General features: G+C 42.5%; 11 protein-coding genes. 4 read left to right on the top strand and 7 right to left on the bottom strand.

The annotated features are described in order from the left end of the window. Positions 1-114 precede the first annotated feature (114 nt). The 5 genes from H6G41_RS07420 to H6G41_RS07400 all read right to left on the bottom strand — a co-directional run bounded on the left by H6G41_RS07420 (position 115) and on the right by H6G41_RS07400 (position 9,020). A complete protein-coding gene (locus tag H6G41_RS07420) occupies positions 115-555 on the bottom strand; it encodes a hypothetical protein (RefSeq protein ID WP_190745041.1) in 441 nt (146 codons plus the stop codon). 84 nt (positions 556-639) lie between these two features. Then, positions 640-4,485: a hypothetical protein gene (locus H6G41_RS07415; protein ID WP_190745039.1), complete on the bottom strand. Its 3,846-nt coding sequence runs from the start codon at positions 4,483-4,485 to the stop codon at positions 640-642. A 217-nt stretch (positions 4,486-4,702) separates the two neighbouring features. Next, positions 4,703-6,547: a serine/threonine-protein kinase gene (locus tag H6G41_RS07410; RefSeq protein WP_190745038.1), complete on the bottom strand. Its 1,845-nt coding sequence runs from the start codon at positions 6,545-6,547 to the stop codon at positions 4,703-4,705. Positions 6,548-6,713: 166 nt separating this feature from the next. After that, positions 6,714-7,136, bottom strand: coding sequence for a hypothetical protein (locus tag H6G41_RS07405; RefSeq protein ID WP_190745036.1), 423 nt, complete (start codon positions 7,134-7,136; stop codon positions 6,714-6,716). 261 nt (positions 7,137-7,397) lie between these two features. Beyond that, a complete protein-coding gene (locus H6G41_RS07400) occupies positions 7,398-9,020 on the bottom strand; it encodes a CTP synthase (protein ID WP_190745034.1) in 1,623 nt (540 codons plus the stop codon). A gap of 193 nt (positions 9,021-9,213) precedes the next feature. On the opposite strand from H6G41_RS07400, the gene H6G41_RS07395 reads away from it, so the two are divergent. Together H6G41_RS07395 and H6G41_RS07390 are read left to right on the top strand one after the other, a co-directional pair. After that, on the top strand, positions 9,214-11,046 hold the full coding sequence (locus H6G41_RS07395) for an N-acetylmuramoyl-L-alanine amidase (RefSeq protein WP_190745032.1): 1,833 nt from the start codon (positions 9,214-9,216) through the stop codon (positions 11,044-11,046). A gap of 62 nt (positions 11,047-11,108) precedes the next feature. Next, positions 11,109-12,887 carry an N-acetylmuramoyl-L-alanine amidase gene (locus H6G41_RS07390; protein ID WP_190745030.1) on the top strand — a complete coding sequence of 593 codons (1,779 nt, stop codon included), beginning with the start codon at positions 11,109-11,111 and terminating at the stop codon, positions 12,885-12,887. A 160-nt stretch (positions 12,888-13,047) separates the two neighbouring features. Here H6G41_RS07390 and H6G41_RS07385 read toward each other — a convergent pair whose 3' ends face one another. After that, a complete protein-coding gene (locus tag H6G41_RS07385) occupies positions 13,048-16,305 on the bottom strand; it encodes an EAL domain-containing protein (RefSeq protein WP_190745028.1) in 3,258 nt (1,085 codons plus the stop codon). Between the two features lie 24 nt (positions 16,306-16,329). Next, on the bottom strand, positions 16,330-16,524 hold the full coding sequence (locus H6G41_RS07380; RefSeq protein ID WP_190745026.1) for a hypothetical protein: 195 nt from the start codon (positions 16,522-16,524) through the stop codon (positions 16,330-16,332). A gap of 655 nt (positions 16,525-17,179) precedes the next feature. Here H6G41_RS07380 and sbcC point away from each other — a divergent pair. Together sbcC and H6G41_RS07370 are read left to right on the top strand one after the other, a co-directional pair. Beyond that, positions 17,180-20,206 carry an exonuclease subunit SbcC gene (gene sbcC, locus H6G41_RS07375; RefSeq protein ID WP_190745025.1) on the top strand — a complete coding sequence of 1,009 codons (3,027 nt, stop codon included), beginning with the start codon at positions 17,180-17,182 and terminating at the stop codon, positions 20,204-20,206. Between the two features lie 1,367 nt (positions 20,207-21,573). Then, positions 21,574-23,553, top strand: a complete 1,980-nt coding sequence (locus H6G41_RS07370; RefSeq protein WP_190745116.1) for a bifunctional diguanylate cyclase/phosphodiesterase — start codon at positions 21,574-21,576, stop codon at positions 23,551-23,553. Positions 23,554-23,577 lie beyond the last annotated feature (24 nt).

The following is a 23,577-nucleotide window of genomic DNA, read 5'->3' as shown; positions in this document are numbered from 1 at the left end:
AGGGTAGACACAAAGGTAAGAGGGTTTAAAAGGGTTCTTGCATCAGTCTTATCTATGATTTTGCAAAATTCGGATGCTCCGATTAAAAGTGCGATCGCCATCTCGCCCCCTCTGCTAATTCGTTCGCTGTTCGATTTGCACTGTGGCGTCGGCAAATGCACCCCACCAAGGTTCCTGAGTTATCGGCAAATTCAGCGATTCTGCACGATCCAAGACTACACGAAAATAGCGACTCATCAAACGGTCAAACGCACCATCGCTCAAGGTAATTGTATCCAGGGGGTCGAACATTTGCACACCGTCAAAAGGTTCGTCACCAGGCTCCAAATCTTCCGGGAACAAAAAGCCGCTTTCGTCTGATATTCGCCCTGAGCGTTCCAGTACACCGGAGAAGATAAACCGGATGCGGTTTCCCCAGAAAGGCGTGTTGAGAAAATCACGGATTACCCGCGCTTCTGGAGGCACATTGGCAATATAGGGTTTTGGTGGCGAATTTTGATCGTCCCATTCCACCGTCAATGCGTCGATTACCGCATCATCAATTTGCCCATTCATCTCAGCACCTCTTTATTCCCGTTCTCTGTCAACTTGCACTTTTCTCTTGGCGTACTTGGCGTACTTGGCGGTTCATTAAAAATATTAAAAGTTCACAAACACAGTTTGGATCTTTTTACCACGGAACCAGCCTGTCCATCCTAAGCCGTTACTGGCTACACCTGTAAAGCTGCCATCTCCTGTTGGGAAAGTCAACGAGTTAATCGCCTGATCTGCGGCTTGGTTAGCTGAAGCTTGCCAAGGTGCTGGGTTTGAGGCTAGCCCGTTGATCGTTGTTTTTTCCAGTTGGGTGGCTTTTGGTGTAAGTGGATTGACTAGACTACCTTTACCATCTTGCGCCCACATTTGGTAAGGGTACTTCTTGACACCAGGATCGGATGGGTGGACGCTGGGAGTACCCACAGGCCCTAAACCAGAACCGGGGGGCGCTTTGACACCGGAAGGCTGTTTTGCCATTTCCGCTAGGAACATAGCTTCATCGTGACAGCCTGTGATTCCTTTGGTTTGGGAAACGCTGACAGTGAGTAAATGGTTCATCGCATCAGTGTCCACACCTTTATAATCGCGGAAGAAGTCGGGGCCGTAATGCTTTAACGCCTGTCCGACATATTTCTTGGCAATCAGCTTAAATTTATTAGCATCATTCAAATCGGTGATAAATTTTTCGATTTCTGCTGCTGACATATCCTTGAGTAACTTCTCTAAGTCGGCTACATCTTCTACCGCATTTAACAAACGTTCCAGTTGAGCAGCATCAGTTACTTGTTCGAGAAGTTTCTCTAGTTTTTGGGTATCCTTGACTTTTTTCGCTAGCTTCAACAGTAAATCGGCATCTTTGACTTTACCGTAAAGTTCTAGAAGTTTCTTGGCATCCTTAATTTCATCTAGGAGTGCGAGTATCTTCTCGACATCTTTAATTTCGTCTACCAGCTTGAGCAGGTTTTGGATATCAGTTGATTTCTCCAGCAGCGATAGCACTTTATTGGCGTCTTTAACTGCATCAAGCAACTTGAGAAGATTTTCAATATCAGTTGTCTTGCCAAGAATAGAAAGCAAAGTTTCAATATTCTTGACTTTTTCTAACAATTGAACTGCTTTACTCGCATCGTTGACTTTTTCTAGCAGTTGCAAGACTTTCTCGCTACTCTTGGCGAGTTCTAGCAACTTCAGCAAGCTTACAATATCGGTAGACTTGTCGAGTAATTTCAGCGCTTCTTCCGCATCTTTTACCTTATCCAGCAATTCCAACAGTTTTTCGGCATCTTTTGCTTTTTCCAGCAACTTGATTACCGTTTCCACATCGCTAACACGCCGCAGCAACCGCGATGCTTTTACCAAATCACCAACCAGATCCAAAACTTTAGCAATCTGCGCCACACGCGCCATCCAACCTGTTAAACGTGCCCAAACACCAGTACCCAGGAAGGCGAGGAACACTTCAACTACAGCTTTACCGACATATTTACCACGTTCATAGGGGCTGAGGTCGGGTTTGGTAATAGCTACATATATATAGTAGATTGCAAGACCAACGCCGATGATGATGCCAATTACCAACAAAGCTTTACCAATCGCCGCCAATGCACCTGCAACTGCTGCCCAGCCAAAATAGATAATGGCAACAACAATCACGATCGCCACAATCACCACCACAATCCAAAACAGTGGTTTCTTGATTAAATCCCATAAAGCGACAAAGAAATCAATCACGTGCCAGAAAGCACCTACCACTACCCCAGCCAGGAAACTACCTACATTCTTGATGGCGTCAACGACACTGGATAGCCACGAACCCGCTTTACTGACAATTCCCGCCAGCGCACTATCGAAAGACGCGATCGCATCATCTTGTTGGCGCAAGCCATCGTCAACGCCGTGGCTGATATCATTCCGCGCCTCAGTTAAATTGCGTTCCCAACCTTCGCCCGCCCTTTGTACAGCTAGTTGCAGCTGTTTATCCAGGTCTGTACCTGGTTTTTTCATCTCTTCATCGCCTTCGGTGCGCTGTTCTTCCATTGCACTGACGACTTTACTGCTAGCCGCCGAGGCTTTGGTTTCAAATTCACTACCGACTTTAGTCACCTCAGCAATTTGCTTGGTAATAGCATCACCCAGATTAGCGATCGCATCTTTAATACCTTTACCAATGGCAGTGATGACGCTGTTTGTCAGGGTGTCTATCTCCCCGTTGTGCTGATCGACGGCTACCTGTAAATCCAACGCCGCCGTTGCAATTTGCTTACCAGCCCATTTCACCTCTGTGATTTTGTCTTGGAACCGTACCACCTCGTTATCAATCTCAGTCGTTTTGGCGTCAACTTTGGCACCAGCGTCTATGGTGGCACTGTCTACACCCGCCGCTATCGAATCAGCATTAGCACGCACCTGGGTCAATTTCTCGGTCTTTTCTGTTTGCAGGTTTTTCACCACGGCTTTAGCGTCTGCTTGCAGTTCCGTGAGCGAATCTGCGGCAGCCTTCTCAATGGCTTTAATTGCTTCGTCACGGGCACCAATGACAGCTTTGCTGGCTTTTTCAGTTGGCTCAGTGAATTTACTGGCTGCTTCCTCCCCTTCTTGTCTAAATTTTTTCGCTGCATCTGTGGCACGACTACGCGCCATCACTGCCAAATCCCCAGCCGATTTATTAAAGTTAGCAATGACTTTCGCCGCTTCTTGTTGAATTTCGGCTGCTAGTTGTGCACCATTATCTTTACCTTGGACTTCCGCAATTTTACTATCCTTGAGCTTGTTAGCTTTGTCCACACGTATCTTGCTACCGTCTTGGGCGCGTTTGGCTTCACTTTCCCCAAAAGCTTCAATATTTAAAGCCTTTTGTTCCGCCACTCGCTTAACTTCTGCTTGTTTATCTTGATTGATTTTCGTCAGGTTATCGAGTTCGCTTTGGGCGGTAGTCTTGACTTTAGCGATTTTCGCTGCTCTATTCGTGGTAATTTCTGTTTTGGAATTAGCGATCGCAGTATTTACTTGAGCGATCGCATTATCATAGGCAGTACTCAGGCGAGTTGCTTCTACCTCTACTTGCTTGCTGATACCTTGCTTTTCTTGCTCTGCACCTTTAGCGATCGCTTCTTTTTTAGTCTGTGCATGATTCGCAAGAGTTTTCCGGTGCAACTGTGCTTGAGTTAAAAATTGCCCGTACTCCGGACTACCAACACCGCCATCATTGGTATTATTACTGGGCGTCGGTGCAGCTGAATCTGGGGAAGGTGAAGGAGTAGCACCGCCATCCGTTATCGGGGTATTAGTTGTTACAGGTACTCCAGGATTACCACTACTATCAGGCGTATTGGCTAAATCCGCACTCTTAGCGTCAGTAGGAGATACTTGCTCGTCTGGTGTCTTTTGAGTTGATGACTGGTTATTCCCTGACATCAATCCCGGAGAATTATCCTGTGAATTTGAAGTATTTGAAGTTACATTATTATTTGGTGTAAATCCTGAAACATCCCCATTTTTTGGGGAAGGAATAGGTGCTGGCTGTGGTTGCTGAGAAGAATTTTCTGTCCCTGAAGTCGACTTTGTTTTTTCTTCCTGGTCTGATGTAGGATTAGTTACAGGTTGACGCTGGACGACATCAGTTAATTCATGGAAAGGCAAATCATTATCCTCTGTTGTTCCCAAAGTTGATTTAGCTTGGGGACGCAGCAAAGATATACGACTAATATCGTGACTGGGCGGCTTTTCGGGAATACTTTCTAATGATGATAATTCGCGATCGCTTGAGGGAGCTTGTTGACTATCAGTTGATTCCTCAGTCACTTTTGGCGAGACAAAACCTGCTGTGGGATTCGCCAAAGTGGGAGTATTGGGTGAAACTAGCGACGGACGAGAAAAACCCGATGTATCCGCTTTTTGACTTCCTAATTTGCTCCGCAGACGCCGACTGTCTTGGCGGTGGACATCGCTCATCTCGCCCTTCCTACCTCAAAGAGGTTTAGCCCTAATTCTAAGTGTTTAGTATTATTCCCTAAAGAATTTTAGGCTTTGTTCTCAGGCGATCGCTATGGACTTAAGTCTAATCTTAGCCCGATGCTAATATCTGCAATCCTTCGTCTTTGAATAGGGGCTAGGGGAAAGATTTATTTCTCCCTTGTCCTCCTTGTCCTCCTTACTATCCCATTTGAGATTAACTACACTGTTTAGCGTCAGCAGGATTCACAAAATCATGTAAATCCGCATCCCAAATACTGATATAAATAAAATCACAGTTTTGGCGGACAATCTGACCTTTGACACCACCTTTAGAAAATTTGAAATTATCAGATTGACGCTGCTGTATTTGTCTTAATCCCTGTCTAATCTCTTCATTAGCTTGACCGCCTAACAAGCCATCTAAAGTATTTTCCATCACTTGCGGGTCTACTGATTGGGCAAAAGCTGCTTCAGTTTGTCGTAATGCGCCAGTATTGCGATCAAATAAATAACCAACATCAATTTGATTAGGTACTATTTTATAGGTAACAGCCCGCGTATTTCGCCACAGTCCTCTTAAATCTCTAGCTGGCTTACCAAGAGTAGCTTCCACTGTGCTTCTGGATGTCCCTGTAGGAAATGCGGGAACTCTTTGTCTGACGTTATTAGTAACTGATTTCGGTTGCTGAGTATTATTTTCTGGTGTAGAACGGACTTCTGGTGTCAGTACTACAGGCGGCTGATTTTGGGTATTTGGCTGTGGTGCTAATGTCGCCACTGGCGCAGGAGTATCAGTTGTAACAGGTGCTTGCTGCTGTGGCAATGTAGATGTAACTGGAGGATTAGTTTCTACATTGGGGTTAGCTTGAGGTGCAAAAGTAGAAGTTGGTGCGGGAATTTCTGCTACAGGTGATTGTGATGCAGTTGGTGAAACTTGGTCATCAATAGGACTATCAGTTGGTTCAGTATTAATAGCTGAAGGTTCTGGGGAAGGAGTAGTATTAGTGACAACTGGCGTGTCTGCTGCTGGTTGGCGGCTAAGGTTGGAAAATAATACCCCAATTAACAATCCACCAACGGCTAAACCACTAAAAATCACCGCAGGCTTTTGCCAAACTGGTGTCGGAATTACTTGGCGTTGTTGCGGAGGATATTGGGGGGAATATAAAGGCTGAGTTTGGTTAGTTGATAAACTCTGTGTCCGCGCTGAGGTAGCTTGAGGCGGGACGATATAACTAGCAGACTCCAAATCATAGAGCATTTTACTAGCTGTGGTGTAGCGATCGCTAGCATGGGGTTTAATTGCCTGATTAAGTACTTTTACTAAACCAGGAGAAACATTTGGGGCGTAATTATGCCAGAGAATTTCCCCATTTTGCTGGTCAGTTTCTATTTCTTGGGGTGATTTACCCGTCAGCAAATAAATTGCCGTTAAGCCTAAGCTATAAATATCAGTACCATAGACTGGACGACCTAAGGCTTGTTCGCTGGGCATATACTCCGGCGTCCCAATTACCAGCGATTGCGCAGGTAATCCCGGAGAACTCACTACTGAACGAATAGTTTCTTTGACAGCGCCAAAATCAATCAACACTGGCTTGCCATCAGCCGAGCGAATAATAATATTATCGGGCTTGATATCCCGGTGGATAATACCTTTGCTATGAATATACTCTAAGACAGACAAAAGACTTAAGAGGATTTCTCGAACAGATGTTTCGTTTAACTTTCCCTGAGTCTGGATCACATCTCTTAAAGTCTGTCCTTGAATCCATTCTTGAACCAAATAAAATTGCCCATGTTCCGAAAAATAGGCATAGAGTTCCGGTACTTGGTCGCTACTTTTACCCAAATATTCTAGAGTTGCAGCTTCTCTTTCAAAGCGCTGTTGAATCAATTGGTAAGTTTGCGGGTCATTACTGATGGGTTTGAGTTGTTTAATCACACAGCGACGGCGAGAAGGCATGTGAGTGTCCTCTGCCAGGAAGGTTTCGCCAAAACCACCAGCACCGAGTACCTGAATAACTTGATACCGATTGTTGAGAAGGGTTATTGTCATGCTCTATTAAAGCGTGGACGCCTAGTAGCCTGTTATAAGACACAGCCCTTTCCAATGTATACCAAATGTATGGGGCATGGGGCATTGGGCATGGGGCATTGGGCATTGATAAATCATCCCCCTTCCCTTGTCCTCCTTGTCTGCCTTCTGCCTTCTGCCTTCTGCCTTAAGACAAAGAATACCCCGTCGCCTTCTGAACGTATTGCAAAACTTTTTGATAAGATTCTGGATTACTCACGGGGTTGATGATGATGGGAATAGTACCATCAGGCAGCCAAAAAGTGATCCGTCCATTAGTCTCTTGGCAAAAAGAACTGATGCAGTTGAGATTAATTACATATTCACTATTTTCATAAATTATTTTTACCCAATGGGTATCTTCGACTTCTAAGCCTGTCACATGTTCTATATACTTCAAAATCTTCTCATAGTCTCGGGGATTACTTTGTGGGTTAATCACTATCGGAATAGCAGAGTCTGGTAGCCAAAAGGTAACTCTGCCATTTTGTTCATAACAAAAGGCGTTAATACGGTCAAAATTGACCACATATTTTTTCCTTTCGTAAAGGATTTTCACCCAGTACGCCACAACATCTCCTCAAGTACCCGTGATGTCACTCTTTAAAAAAATTCACAATTCAAATCGCAAATCAGCTGCTGTTAATTGTGAATTTTAGTTTACTGTTGTCAGCTTACACTAGTACAGCACGGTGGGAATAAAGATGCCATACTCTGTAGGTTCAGATTCAGACAATTTCAGACATTTAGAGTAACGTTCATGGGTTTATAACACGGATAACAATCCTCAGCTATCGGCTTTGACCATAATTTCGCATTCAGCCGGGCTAGATTAGTGCTGTTGTACCAAAGGGGGAATAGAATGAGCGATCGCAGCTTGAATGAATCCTTGGAATAATGGGTGAGGATTGCTAGGACGCGATTGAAATTCTGGGTGGAATTGACAAGCTAAAAAGAATGGGTGCTTGGGTAATTCGACTATTTCTACTAAGCGCCCATCGGGGGAAGTACCGCTAATCACGTAACCTGACTCTAACAACAGGCTGCGGTAATAATTGTTAAATTCATAGCGATGGCGATGACGTTCATAAATCACATCTTCTTGATAGAGTTTGAACGCCAAGGTATTGGGAAGTACGTGACAAGGATATACTCCCAAGCGCATTGTGCCGCCTAAATCGACAACATCATGCTGATCTGGTAATAAGTTAATGACTGGGGCACTGGTATAGGGGTTAAATTCGGCACTATTGGCATCTTTTAAGCCTTCAACGTTTCTCGCCCATTCAATGACAGAACATTGCATTCCCAAGCATAAACCTAAGAAGGGAATTTGGCGATCGCGGGCATATTTAATTGCCGCAATCTTCCCATCGACACCCCGAACACCAAAACCGCCGGGTACAAGAACACCATCAACGCCTTCTAGTTGGCTTTCTGCTGGTGCATTTTCTAAATCTTCAGAATTTACCCACCGCAGACGCAAGCGCCCATGAGTAGAAATAGCGGCGTGTTGTAAGGCTTCAACTACAGAAATATAAGCATCGCCCAAGCGCACGTATTTACCGACAATAGCAATTTCGATGTCGTGTTTGGGGCTGTGTAAATGCTGGACAAGATTTTGCCACTGTACTAAGTCTGGGTGGCGTTGTTCCATTTGCAGCAAATCTAAGACTTGCTCGGCCATACCTTCCCGTTCTAGCATCAAGGGGACTTCATAGATACTCTTGGCATCTTGGGAAGTGATGACACATTCTTCAGCAACATCGCAAAATTCGGATAATTTGCGTTTTAAGCCTACCGGTAGCGGGCGATCGCAACGGCAAACTAAAATATCTGGTTGAATGCCAATGGATCTGAGTTCCTTGACAGAATGCTGTGTTGGCTTGGTTTTCATTTCCCCGGCTGATGCAATCCAAGGTAACAAAGTCACATGCATATACAGCACATTCTGTCGCCCTACTTCCTTCCGAAACTGGCGAATTGCTTCTAAAAACGGCAGGGATTCAATATCACCTACCGTACCGCCAATCTCTGTAATTACCACATCTGGATTTGTATTTTGGGCTACTTTTAGTATGCGGCCTTTAATTTCATTAGTAATGTGGGGAATGACCTGTACAGTCCCACCATTATAATCACCGCGTCGTTCTCTATTAATTACAGCTTGGTAAATTGAGCCAGTGGTAACGCTGTTCAGGCGTGACATTGAAGTATCGGTGAAGCGTTCATAATGCCCCAAATCCAAATCTGTTTCTGCGCCGTCTTGGGTAACAAAAACTTCCCCATGTTGAAAGGGACTCATGGTACCAGGATCGACATTCAGATAAGGGTCTAGTTTAAGAATCGACACAGAATAATTGCGCGATTTGAGCAATCGCCCCAGACTTGCTGCTACAATTCCTTTGCCGATACTGGAAACTACGCCCCCAGTTACAAAAATAAACTTAGTCATACTAATTTGAATTTCCGGCCACTTCTAAAAATACATCCGTCATCTGAAGTATGAAGTATGAAGTATGAACTGTGAAGTGTAAAGTATGAAATTTCCACCAACATGCTTTAACCTTCATTTTTAAGCCTCAAGCTTCATCCTTTTGTGGTCATTGTGCCACAGTAACTATTGTGAAATCTTCTGTGATCTTGCTGTGAAAAAACTCGTAGGACTAGTATTATTAAGCCTTGTCGTCACCTCCCCCATAGCGTTGGCAGATTCATCTTTTGTAGTTGTCTTTCCCCAAACAAACCACCAAACAACTGCGGAAAAAATCTTCTTTCTAGGTACTGCACCAGCAAATGGCCAAGTGTTATTTAATGGTAAGCCAGTGAACCGGAGCAAGGCTGGTCATTTTGCACCAAGCTTTCCCTTGCAGCTGGGAGATAATTTGTTTACTGTTCGTCACCAAAATCGCGAACTTCAGATTAAGGTGACTAGACTTAGCACTCAGCCTCAGCTACCACAGGGTTTAGCCTTCGCCAAAGATTCGTTAACGCCAGTAGCCGACATCGCCAGACTACCGGGGGAATTAATTTGTTTTAGCGCGATCGCACCGCCTAACGCCAGCGTATCTGTCACTCTAGCCAATCAAACTGTTGTTCTTGCACCCCAACCCATCAAGGCACAACTACCAAGTAATTTGGCAGCCTTAACGGGGAAAAATCAACCTGCTAACCAGTCTATCGCAGGAAGGTATGAGGGTTGCACTATAGCCCAACAACCTGATTCCCCAATTTCCAGTCGCACGACAGTTGACGGTAACAATATTATTTCCGGTGCTGTAATTCCAGATTCCGGTAAAAATATCGATTTGGGTACACCAGAATTTAGGCTGACAATGAATGGTGAGACTGTAACGCAGTCGGGTACTGGAAAAATTCAAATTCTCTCACCCTCACAATTACCTGTTGTGGAAATTACAGCCGACTCAGGCGTAGCGCGGACTGGCCCTAGTACTGACTATTCAAGACTGACACCACTCCCCAAAGGAACAACAACCACAGTCACTGGTAAAGAAGGTGAATGGTTACGCCTGGATTATGGCGCTTGGATTAATAGTAAAGAAACCCAAGTTTTACCAAGTGCAAATTCACCAAACACAATCATTCGCAGTGTTGGTTATCGAAAACTTCCTAGTGCGACAGAGGTTGTCTTTCCCCTAGAAGTTGCCGTACCTGTGAGTGTAAAACAGGGCGATCGCAATTTCACCCTCACTCTTTACAATACAACCGCCCAAACAGATATTGTTCGCACGGATGATAGTTCCCTAATTTCTCGCCTAGATTGGCAACAGGTAGCGCCCGGACAAGTACAATACACCTTTAATCTCAAAAACTCTCAACAGTGGGGATACAAGTTGAGATATGAAGGTACGAGCTTAGTTTTAACTTTGCGTCATCCACCTGCATTTAGAGAAAAAACACGCAAACCTTTATCCGGTGTCAAGATTTTACTCGATCCCGGACATGGGGGCAAAGAATCAGGTGCCAGTGGCCCAACTGGCTATTTAGAAAAAGATGTCAACTTGGTAGTCTCCAAGTTGTTGCGCGATGAGTTGGTGAAGCTAGGCGCAACGGTGGTGTTAACCAGGGAGGACGATCGCGATGTGTCTTTAGTCGAACGGCAACAAATTATTAGTAAAGAAGAACCTGCGATCGCTCTTTCGATTCACTACAACTCCCTACCCGATAACGGTGATGCGGAGAAAACCAAGGGATTTGGGACGTTTTGGTATAACACCCAATCACACAGTTTAGCACTATTTTTGCACAATTACATAGTCAAAAATTTGAAAAAACCTTCCTATGGTGTTTTTTGGAATAACCTCGCCCTAACACGCCCCACGGCTGCGCCTGCGGTATTGTTGGAATTGGGTTTTATGAGTAACCCCGAAGAATTTGAGGAAATAGTCAACCCCCAAGAACAGAAAAAGATGGCGAAAGCTTTAGCTAATGGGATTGTTGAGTGGTTTAAGTCTAGGTGATGGGCATGGGGCATGGGGCAAATAGAATTCTTAATTTTGAATTTTGAATTGGTACAACTCTCATGCAATCATTCATCAAATTAATCGCCTTCACTTCTCTCATCACTGCCAGGGTAGCTTGGGGACAAGAAAATACAATCAAGCTGGTGTATCCGCCAACCAATCACCAAACGAAGACAGATAAAATTTTCTTACTGGGTAGCGCACCACCTAATGGACAAGTTTTAATTAACGGTCAACCCATTAAGCGCAGTCAAGCTGGTCATTTTGCGCCTAGTTTTCCCTTAAAGTTGGGAGAGAATTTGTTTACTGTGCGTTACCAAAACCAAGAATTGCTGCTGCGGGTGACAAGGTTGGCGAATCAAGCAGAAATACCACAGGGATTAGCTTTTGCCCCAAATTCTCTGACTCCTGCTGTTGATATCTCCCGCCTACCCACAGAAGAAATTTGTTTTAGTGCGTTAGCGAAGCTTCCCGAAGGGTTCGCTCCTGTAAATGCTAAGGTAGCGGTGAATATTGGCAAGCAAACTGTTGATTTATTACCGCAACCACAACAGATTTCTCTACCCAGCAATTCGGCTATCTTCATCAACAAAAATCAGCCTGTCCCAGAATTGACTCCCGGTAAGTATCGGGGATGTAGAAAATTGCAGACAGGTGGTGATTGGCAACAACCAGAATTTCAACTCACATTCAATGGTAAAACCCTAACTCAGCCTAGTTCTGGCAAGGTGCAAACCTTAACACCACATAAATTACCTATGGTGGAAGTTACAGCCGAAACTGCTGTAGCCCGCACTGGGCCTAGTACAGATTATTCGCGGCTGACACCGCTACCAAAAGGCGTTGTGGCAGCAGTGACGGCGAAAGAAGGTGATTGGTTTCGTCTTGACTACGGCGGCTGGATTAATAGCCAAGAAACGCGGCTGCTGGCGGGTACAGTTGCCACTAGTTCAGTTATTCGCAGCGTCACATCACGGCAATTATCCACAGCAACGGAGATAATTTTTCCCCTGCAAATACCCGTACCTGTCAGCGTTACCCAAGGTGATGGAACTTTTACCCTCACTCTGCATAACACTAATGCCCAAACAGACATTATTCGCCTAGATGATAACCCTGTAATTTCTCGCCTAGATTGGCAGCAAATTGCCCCAAAAACAGTGCAATATACCTTTCACCTCAAAAATAAGCAGCAATGGGGATATAAGCTTATATACAAAAATACCAGCTTAGTTTTAAGTTTGCGTCATCCACCAAAAATTGCCAAAAAGCAACAACAGCCATTATCGGGAATCAAGATTTTACTCAATCCAGGACAAGGGGGACAAGAATCGGGTGCTGCGGGGCCTAATGGTGTGTTAGCTAAAGACTTAAATTTGCAGGTGACAAAATTATTGCGGGATGAGTTGATCAAGCGGGGCGCAACGGTAGTCATGACAAGACAAGAGGATCAGGAGTTATCACTGGGAGAACGTCAGAAAATGATTGAACAAGAAGAACCTGCGATCGCTCTTACTTTTCATTATCGCTTTTTACCTGATGATGGCGATGCCGAAAATACCAAAGGTGTAAGTAGCTCTTGGTATCATCCTCAAGCACAAAGTTTGGCTGTATTGTTGCAAAATCGGCTAGTAAAAAATTTAGGTAGACCTTCTTTTGGCGTATTTTGGAATAACTTGGCGCTGACACGTCCCTATAGTGCGCCATCGGTGTTGCTGGAGTTAGGTTTTATGAGTAACCCCGATGAATTTGAGCAGATAGTCAACCAAGAAGCACAGAAAAAGAAAGCGAAAGCATTAGCAGATGGGATTGTTGAGTGGTTTAGGAAAGTAAAGTAGAACGGCGGAAATAATTAAAGATTTGAAATAATTAAATATTTGTAGTGAGGACTTTAGCCCTCAAATAAGGACTGAAGCTACACATATATTATAGAGGGCAAGGCAATGCCTTGCCCCTACTATCTATCGCATTCTTTTGTCAAATTTGTATTAACCAATATTACTGAAATTGATAAACAATGGTATTACAACATTTATTAATAAATAATGCTTCAATTTTCTGGGCAGATAGAGCAGGGGAGAATAAGTAACCTTGACCAAATTCACAGCCGAGTTCCTGCAACCATTGCAATTGTTGTTGGGTTTCAATTCCTTCTGCTACAACTGCTAATCCGAGTTGATTACTGAGAGTGATAATAGTTTTGACAAGTTGATAATTCCGGCTACCCTCTTGCATTTGATTGATAAACGAACGATCGATTTTCAAAGCATCAGCAGGTAAGCGATGCAGATAATTTAACGATGAGTATCCAGTACCAAAATCATCAATACTAATTTGAATGCCTAGTGCCTTTAATTGTTCTAAAACTGTGAGTGTTTCATTGATATTTTCAATCAGCATACTCTCAGTAATTTCTAAATTTAAACAACTACCGTCTAAACCAGTTTCTGCAAGAATCAGTTCTACATCTTTAACTAAAGAAGCTTTACGCAAATCGGTAACAGATAAATTCACATTCATCTTCAGAGGAAATAGATTTGTGCAATGATTTTGCCAGGTTGCTAGTTGTTGACAAGCGGTGTAAAGTACCCAGTTATCTAAAGGAACAATCAAACCTGTTTCTTCAGCTATAGGAATAAATTCTGCGGGAGGAACAAATCCCCAAATAGGATGTTGCCAGCGGACTAAGGCTTCAAAACCGATTAAGCGATCGCTATTGATATCAAAAATCGGTTGGTAGTAAACTATAAAGTCTTTGCGTTCTAAAGCCTTACAAAATTCATTTTCTAAATTTAGTCTGATTAGTGCTTTGGTGTGCATTTGCGCATCAAAGATTTTATAGCAGCTTTTACCTTGGGCTTTAGCTTGATACATAGCAATATCTGAATCGCGCAGCAAATCGGAAGCTTGATGGTAATTATTTGTGCCTAAAACAATACCAATGCTGGTAGTAATTAAAAATTCATAGCCATTGAGAATTAATGGGGACTGAAACTCGGTTAATATCCGCTCAGCAACAATAATTGCTTCTTCAATTCCTTCGAGATTTTCTAGTAAGATGACAAATTCATCACCACCTAAGCGCGTAGCTAAATCCATTGCCCGAATTTTAGATTTAAGTTTCTGGGCAATGATTGTGAGTAAGCGATCGCCTGCTAAATGCCCCAAACTATCATTGATGATTTTGAACCGATCCATATCGAGAAACAAAACCGCAAAATGATAATTTTCTACTCGCTGGGCGCGGTTAATGGCTAATTCTAACCGTTCCATGAGCATATTACGGTTGGGTAAGTCTGTGAGGGCATCATGGAGGGCATTATAGATTAGTTGTTCTTCTGCATGTTTGCGATCGCTAATATCGGTGATTGTGCCAACATATCCTGTGATTTTTTCGGCTGTTTCTAATTCAGCAACAGCTTGTCCAAATACCCAAGTGACTTTACCATCAGGCTTTTGAAATCGATACTCTAGCTGGAAGGGACGATGTTCTTGGATAGCAGCATACCACTCACTAGCGACTTTTTGGCGATCGTGGGGATGCAGTCTTTTTACCCACCCAGTCGCGATTGCTTCTTCGGCAGTTAATCCAGTAATTTGACACCAGCGTTCGTTAACATAAAGACAATTACCTTGAGCATCGGTGCGAAAAATACCGACGGGTGCAGCAGCAGCTAAAGAAATATAGCGTTGTTCGCTTTGCCTGAGATGGGCTTCTGTTCGTTTTCGTTCGCCTAATTCTGTTTGCAATTGCTGGTAAGCAGTAGCTTGCTGAATCGCGATCGCAACTTGAGTCGAAAGTTGTTGAATGAGTGTGATTTCTTCAGCTTCCCACTGGCGATGGGCTTCACTCTCAACGACATTCAGCAATCCCCATAAATTTTCACCTTCGATAATAGGTACCAAAATTTTTGCCCGCGTTTGCAATGATTTGAGTAACTGGCGGTGACAATCACTCATCGGTGTGGTGTAGATATCTTCGACAACGCGCGCCCGTTCTTTGCGATCACTAGTTAACCAAGTTGGCGTGTAACAAGCATCATAAATTTCTCTACCAATCAGAGAATTACAACCATTGGCGACGGATTCGGCTACTACTAAGAGTTTCCAATCGGGTTGGAATTGCCAAATAGCGGCGCGATCGCATTTTAAGAGCGATCGCACTTTATTAACTGTGGTTTGCAGAATATCCTGTAGGTTGAGGGAAGAACGAATTTGCGTTGCAATAGTAGCAATTAACTGTTCGCGTTCGGCTTTGGCTTTGAGTACGGCTGTACGCTCTTGAACTTGCTTTTCTAATTCGGCGTTACGATTTTGTAGGAGTTCTAATTTCTCGGCTTCTAATCGCAATACCCGATTTTCTAAGACTTCAACTAAATAATTTAGCTCTAAAGGATTAAGGACTTTGAGAATACTCGTCTGAGTGACAATTCCTAATAATTCTCCTTGCTTACCAACTACGACTACCCTTTTAACTAAATATTGCTGCATGATCTGCTGTACAGCTAACAGAGATTCCTCCGGAATAACTGAAAACACTGGGGTACTCATGACATCTTGAGCTTGCAGCAGTTCAAAATCTAGTTCTAAGGCTTGAAATTGCACAATATCGCGCTCTGTGACAATCCCTATTGGTAAACGGAGAGATTCTTCTGCGACAATCACCACTGAACTTACCTGATTTTCTGCCATCAAGCGGGTAATCGCCAGCATGGAAACATCGGGAGCCGCACAAATTACTTGGGATGACATGACATCATTCACCTGGCGTAGTTGTAGCAAGTCTATGGGGCGTGATAATTGTCGCAAACTTTCATGAGTTAATAGCCCAACAATTTGCTTTTGCTCGTTCAGCAACGGTAAGTGGCGGATTTGATACTGCTGGAGCAAATTAACTGTGACAAACAGATTGCTAAAAGCAGATTCTTGCCAAGTAATTACTGGATGTGTCATTACCTCCCGAATTGGTAGCTGCTCTAGCGATCGCTTTTGACAACTCAGGCGCACCACATCTCTTTCTGTAAAAATCCCTAATAACTGATGATTTTCCACTATCAGTACACAGCTCGAGCGTGCTTCCTGGTGTACGACAGCAATTTCTGTATCGGCTTCTCTAGAAGAAGAACACATCGCTCGAATCCCACTCATCTGAGCGATCGCTGCGCTCACAGATGTATCTGGCGAAACTATCAGTGGGTTACGCACAATTGCTGACTCCAGATCGGCTGCTGTCAAAGCAGTGGTAGATATCAACATTCTGGCAAGATTGTTAAGAATTTATTAAACCGTTACTGTCATCATGCCCTTCTCAGTACCGTAATTCCAACAGTAGATTTGCCAAATTTTTGATGCAGAGAATATGAAGGTATGGGGTATGGGGCATTGGGCATTGGGCATTGGGCACTTGTACTGAGCGAAGTCGTACCCTACGGGAAGCAAGCTACGCGTAGCGTCTCGCAGAGAAGTATTGGGCATTGGGCATGGAAAGAAGAATTCTTCTCATCTTGCTGTGTGATTTATATGTCAACTGTCAACAGCCCTCACGATAAATTGTGTAACGTAAAAGCAGCATAGCTTATTGACTACTGACTCTCTTCTGGAAACAAAATCTTGGGGCGGAATTTATTCTAGATCTGCCATGAATCCAGTTGACAAACTGGCAAAATTTGGGTGTGAATAGGAGAAATTTTAATTTTTCTATGATAGAAATAAAATACTTTAGCCAACTTTCACCGCTGCTGCTAAAGTAAACCGAATTTACAGTTAGTATATTTGCATTTACTCGATTTTAGCGGCTCCAGTATAAGTTTATTGGATTTTGCTGGCTCGATTGGCACAACTTTCGCCTCTTTCCCCAGACGCGACAAGGGAAGAAAATTCTCAGTTAGCAACCTATTTGTTTAACAGATGAAGAAGTTAACTATCAAAAATCTCAACCTTCCCGACTAGCAATTTTTCTTTGAGTTTGACAAAAATCATTGACCTTAGAAAAAAAATTGGTTAATTGCATTGTTAATTTTTGTAAAATGGAAGTCTTCAAGACTAGAATACTGATAAGTAGATAGCTAAACTAACAAGAAGTACATCTTTACTGTTAATCATTAAAAGTTAATGTGGCCCAATAGCCTCAATGATCCCAATACAACTAATTCTTAAAAATTTCCTCAGTTACCGTGAGGCAACTTTAGATTTTCGTGGCTTGCATACAGCTTGTATTTGTGGTTCCAATGGTGCGGGTAAATCTTCCCTTTTGGAAGCTATCACTTGGGCAATTTGGGGTGAAAGCCGCGCCGCTGCTGAAGATGATGTGATTCATACAGGCTCTAAAGAAGTTCGGGTTGATTTTACTTTTTTAAGTAATCAGCAAAAATACCGAGTCATTCGCACTCGTATACGCAATGGTAGCAGCGTTTTAGAATTTCAAATCGAAACACCTTCTGGTTTTCGTCCCTTGACTGGTAAAGGTGTAAGGGCAACCCAAGATGTGATTTTAGAACATATTAAGCTCGATTACGATACTTTTATTAATTCTGCTTACCTGCGTCAAGGTCGGGCGGATGAATTCATGCTTAAGCGTCCGACGGAACGCAAGGAAATTTTAGCAGAGTTATTAAAACTCAATCAATATGATGATTTGGAAGAAAGAGCCAAAGAATCATCTCGCCAGTTGAAAGCTAGAGCGGAGGAATTGGAACGTTCTTTAGAATCGATGAAGATTCAACTCCAACAGCGAGAAAGTACTGAAGCGCAAAGAACACAGTTAGAAGCAGAACTCAACCAACTGCAACAGGTACAAGCCTTTGAAACAATTCAATTACAAAGTTTGCAAGTGGTACAGCACCAACGACAAACGAAAGTTGAACAGCTGAGTTTTGTAAGACAACAATATCAAAATCTCACTCAAGATTGCGATCGCCTACAACAAGAGCAGTTAGCCGTTAAAAGTCAAATTGCCGATTTAGAAAAGATTTTAAGCCAAGAAGGCGAGATTCAAGCCGGATATCTTCACTATCAACATCTGCAATCCCAAGAAGAAGCTTTTGCGACGAAATTTGAAGCATATACCCGCGCTCAACAAACCCGCCAACAAAAGCAGCAGCAGCTAAGTAAACAAATTCAAGACATTGAACGCCAACTGCAACAAGCCGAAGCTCAATTGGAAGCTTTACAGCAACAAGAACGGGAAATTCAGCAAACCCTGACAAAATCGGGCGATGTGGAAGCAGGTTTAGCCCAACTCACCGCCGCGCGTCAACGGGTAGCCCATCTTGATCAATTGCAGATGCAAGTGGCTCCTTTAATCCAACAACGCGCCACTTTACAAAGCCAAATTGATAGATTTCATGCAGGTTTGGTAGCGCGCCTAGAACAGCTAACAACTACAGAAAATCAACTCCAGCGCCAGCAACACCGCCAACCCCAACTGCAACAAGCTGTAATGGATGTGGCAATTCAAATTGAAGAATTGGAGAAAAAGCGGGTTTATTTGCAACGAGTCCAAGAAAAAGGGCAAGAAAGACGACATTTTATTGAGAGATTGCAAGCACATCAACGAGATTATGAAAAACTCCTGGGAGAATTAGAGCAGAAGCTGCAAATGCTGCAAAATCCCAATGCACTTTGTCCTTTGTGCGAACGTCCTTTAGATGAGCATCACTGGAACCGGGTAATTGAGAAGACGGAGGAAGAATTAAAAGATACACAGGGTCAATTTTGGGTAGTCCGGGAACAGATGGCTGTGTCGGACAGAGAGATTCAAGTGCTGCGGCAAGAATACCGTGATATATCGCAACAGTTAGCAACTTATGATACATTACGGGAACAGAGGGGACAGTTAGCCGCCCAACTCGAAGCAACTAGCGATGTGCAACAACAATTGCAACAAATTGCCGCAGAAAGACAACATTTAGAGCGATCGCTACAATTAGGCGATTACGCCCCCGATAAACAAGCAGAACTCAGGCAATTAGACCAATATCTGCAACAACTTAATTACAATGAGCAAGATCATGCCCTAGCGCGGAGTGAAGTTGAGCGCTGGCGCTGGGCAGAAATTAAACTTCAGCAGATTAAAGATGCAATCAAGCGCCAAACTCAGTTAGCAGCGAGAAAGCCAGAGTTAGAAGCCAATATTGCCCAATTAAAACAGAGAATTCAGCAAGAACACACTGATTCTGACTGCGCCAGAGAAATCGCCGCCCTCGATCGCCATATTACAGAACTCGGTTACAGTTCCGAGCAGCACAATCAATTGCGTCTGGCTGTGCGGCAAAATCAACCTTGGCAATTGCGCCATCAACAAATGTTGTCAGCCCAGCAGCAGTACCCCCAACTGCAAATGCGATCGCAAGAATTAGCCGCTGCCAAAACTGCCAGATTGGCGGAAAGGCAAACCTTAGCCAGCCAAATCGATAGTATTCAACAACAGTTGGCAGAAACTGCTAACCCCACGGCGCAAATTCAAGCTTTAGAGCAGCAGTTGCAAGCACGCAGACGCCAACTCGACGAGCAAATCGCCAAATTAGGGCGATTAGAACAGTTAGCTGCGCAACTGGAAACCATGCAAAACCAGTACCAACAACAGCAGCAGCAATTACAAGCCACCAAGCAGCAACAGCGGGTGTATCAGGAATTAGCCCAGGCATTTGGTAAAAATGGTATCCAAGCACTGATGATAGAAAACGTGTTGCCGCAGTTAGAAGCGGAGACAAATCAACTACTTTCTCGTCTTAGCGCCAATCAGTTACACGTACAATTTATTACCCAAAAAGCCGGGAAAAGTAGTAAATCTACTAAGAAGAATGCCAAGTTAATCGATACTCTAGACATTTTAATTGCCGATGCCAGAGGTACGAGGGCTTACGAAACCTATTCTGGCGGGGAAGCCTTTAGAATTAACTTTGCCATTCGCCTCGCCTTAGCCAAATTGTTGGCGCAGAGGGCGGGTGCGGCGTTGCAATTGTTGATTGTTGATGAAGGTTTTGGTACTCAAGACGCCGAAGGATGCGATCGCTTGATTGCAGCGATTAATGCGATCGCCGCTGATTTTGCTTGCATTCTGACTGTAACCCATATGCCTCACCTCAAAGAAGCTTTTCAAGCCAGGATTGAAGTTAATAAAAATCAACAAGGTTCACAAGTACGGTTGTTAATTTAAGCCGAAAGTTCTGGGGAAAAATCAGGATACGACTTTGCGGCGAAGCATCTGCTTTTTCATGAGGGCTAGGGCGTGTTTTTAAAGTCACAGTCACCTCCTGGTGCTGCTACACATACAATAAATTGGCGTTTTAGCCCACGTAAGTGGGCTTTGTTTTTATAAGCTCAAGCTTCAACCTGAAGGCTTTTGGGGTTTGAAAATATTAGGGCTTGTGATAGCGAGTATGGGAGAGAATTTTTGGGATTGTCATTGAGATGTTATGTAGCCCTAGCCAGATAACATAAAACCCTGACAATAAAAGCCTTTCAAGTCTGTCAACAGGAGCCAGTGCGTTGGGCGGGTTTCCCGACTTGTTCGCCGGAGGCGTTCCCGCAGGGTAGCAACTAGCGTTCAACAGTCAACAGCTATACCTCTACGAAGATTACAGATTTGTATAGTACTTCAAGCTTAATTACCAGTCATTACAAGCCTATTTCGATGAACGTGAAATTTTATATTGATTTGTTTATCTTCTGAAGATCAAAGAGGCAACGGGAATTACACTCATATTTGATATGGAGAAAAAAATCTGTATACCTTGTTTTATTTTCTTTGCTTTTTTGAAGAATTACCTGTTTTTAACCATTATCAGTATGATTGTAAATCCTCAATATTCTTGTTCAAGCTTCTAGAAACTGCCTATTCCTAAAAGGCTGTAATTTTAAAAAATAAAATTAATGTTATAGCTAGGGTAGAAGTGGAAAAAATATGTTTTACAATCTATCTAAAAGAAATATTAAGTTTTGTAAAAAATATCTAAAATTAAGTGAATTATATTAAGTATTCAGCGATTGCGGATCAAAGCTTTATTTAATGTTAGAGAGATTTGGCTATAAGTTAATTTCTTTTACAATTAAGAAATTTGGAGGGAATAATATAATATTTTATTGTGCGCTAACTAACAATTAGTAAAAACACTTTTATTGGATAAATAGTCATGAGTCAGATTCTTAAAAATCATCCACTTAACAAAGGAAAGTGGTAAATCAATATTTATAGCTGTGACTGCCTATTTTCTGAATTAGACCTCTAGATAATTATTTTTAGTAGAAAGCCATAACGACATTCTGTATAGAGCTTCTAGTCAAGTAACAAAATATCTGTGACATGTGTCACACAGGCACTAATACTAAAAAACTTGGTAAGCGGGTAATTTCAATGAATCTGTAAAATATAAGGAAATGAAATATAAGTATAAAAAATACTTAAAATAATTACATACTGAGAAAGCCATATTGGCTATATATTAAGTCAGGTGATTGATTATGCAAATCACAAGAGTATTAGTAAAAATAAAAAATAACCTGTGTACCATAGCAGAGACTACCATGATTATCGTGATGGTTGGTTTATTTACCTGCTTAGGAGCAAAATTATTTGCTGTATATTTAGCAAATTACTTACTACCTAAAATCAAAAATCCATCAAATTCTGAGCCAAAAAAATTCTGCTGGGAAAGTGAATCAGCAGATAATGAGCTACAGACAGTGATGCTAAAAATTCAAAATTGTGCTTCTCAGTTAGAAAATGTATTTCAAGAACGTACTGCGGAATTACATAAAGAAATTGCTGAACGCAAGCGCATCCAAACAGAACTGGAAAAATCTCTTTCGTTACAATGTGCGACTTTAGAATCCACCGCCGATGGGATTTTAGTAGTAGATAGCCAAGGTACAGTTGCAGGTTTTAATCAAAAGTTCCTCCAGATGTGGTGCATACCGGAGTCGCTTATCGCTTCTGGGAATTATACCAAAGCGCTCAGATTAGCTATTCAACAGCTAGAAGCGCCAAGACAGTATATTGCTACTATTAGAGAATTACATTTAAACCCAGATAGACAAATTTATGATGCGATCGCATTTAAAGATGGTAGGGTATTCGAGCGCTATTCTCAACCACAATGCATAGGTGGCGAAATCGTTGGTAGAGTCTGGAGTTTTCGCGATATCACCGCTCACAAATTAGCAGAAGCCAAAATCCGCCATCAAGCATTGCATGACTTATTAACCAATCTACCTAATCGAGTATTATTCAACGAACGCCTTTCTCAAGCCTTAGCACAGGCGCAACAAAGTAATAGTAACCTAGCTGTATGTTTTTTAGACTTAGACCGATTTAAAACTATCAACGATACACTTAGTCATGGTGTCGGCGATAGATTATTGCAAAGTGTTGCTCAACGCCTCACAACATGTCTGCGAGATACTGACACCCTTGCTCGCTGGGGTGGAGATGAATTCACATTAATTTTACCAGATATCAAAGATACTACAGAAGTTGCCCAAATCCAAGACCGTATCCTGGCAGCTTTTAAACCAGTATTTGATATAGAAAACTACCAATTGCATATCAGCCCTAGTATTGGTATAGCTATCTATCCTATGCATGGAAAAGATGCAGAAACTCTGATTAAAAATGCTGATGCAGCACTATATATTGTCAAGTCTCAAGGACGCAATAACTATCAGTTTTATCACTCAGAGATTAATTCTGGTTCTTCTGAATTATTCATCTTAGAAAATAGCTTACACTCTGCCTTAGATCGGCAAGAATTTGAAATTTACTACCAACCACAAGTCAATATTTCTACAGGTAAAATTATAAAAGTTGAAGCGTTACTGCGTTGGCATCACTTAGAATTAGGTATAATTTCGCCGGAAAAATTTATTCCCATCGCTGAAGAAACTGGATTAATTTTACCTATTGGCGAGTGGGTTTTAAAAACTGCCTGTGCCCAAACTAAACTTTGGCAAGAACAGCTAAATTTACCATCACTTTCAGTAGCAGTTAACTTATCTGCTAGACAATTTCAGCAACATAATTTAGTGAATATAGTGTCGCAAATCTTAGCAGAGACCAAATTAAAACACCAGTGCTTAGAGTTAGAAATAACGGAAAGTGTTGCTATGCAAAATATGGAATTTACAAGAAAAATTTTGAGTGAATTATATAATTTAGGGGTTTCCATATCTATTGATGATTTTGGTACGGGCTATTGTTCTTTAAGTTACCTCAAAAATTTCCCCATTCATTGTTTAAAAATTGACAAGTCTTTTGTTCGCGATTTATCCCATGATAATCATGATGCAGCGATTACAACTGCCATAATTCGCTTAGCGCATGGATTGAAACTTGCAGTTGTGGCTGAAGGAGTAGAAACTGAAGCACAACGCAATTTGTTACAACTTCTCGATTGTCAGTTAATGCAAGGTTACCTGTTTAGTCGCCCCTTATCAGCAGAAGATACGACAAAATTTTTGCGCAAGTCTAAATCCCGCCGCATGAGTACATCGTTTTTAGTTGCATAGTTTTAAATCCCACACTTCCTAGCC

This window comes from Tolypothrix sp. FACHB-123, assembly GCF_014697075.1.
GTDB lineage: Bacteria > Cyanobacteriota > Cyanobacteriia > Cyanobacteriales > Nostocaceae > Aulosira.
This window is presented reverse-complemented; position numbering and strand designations above follow the sequence as displayed.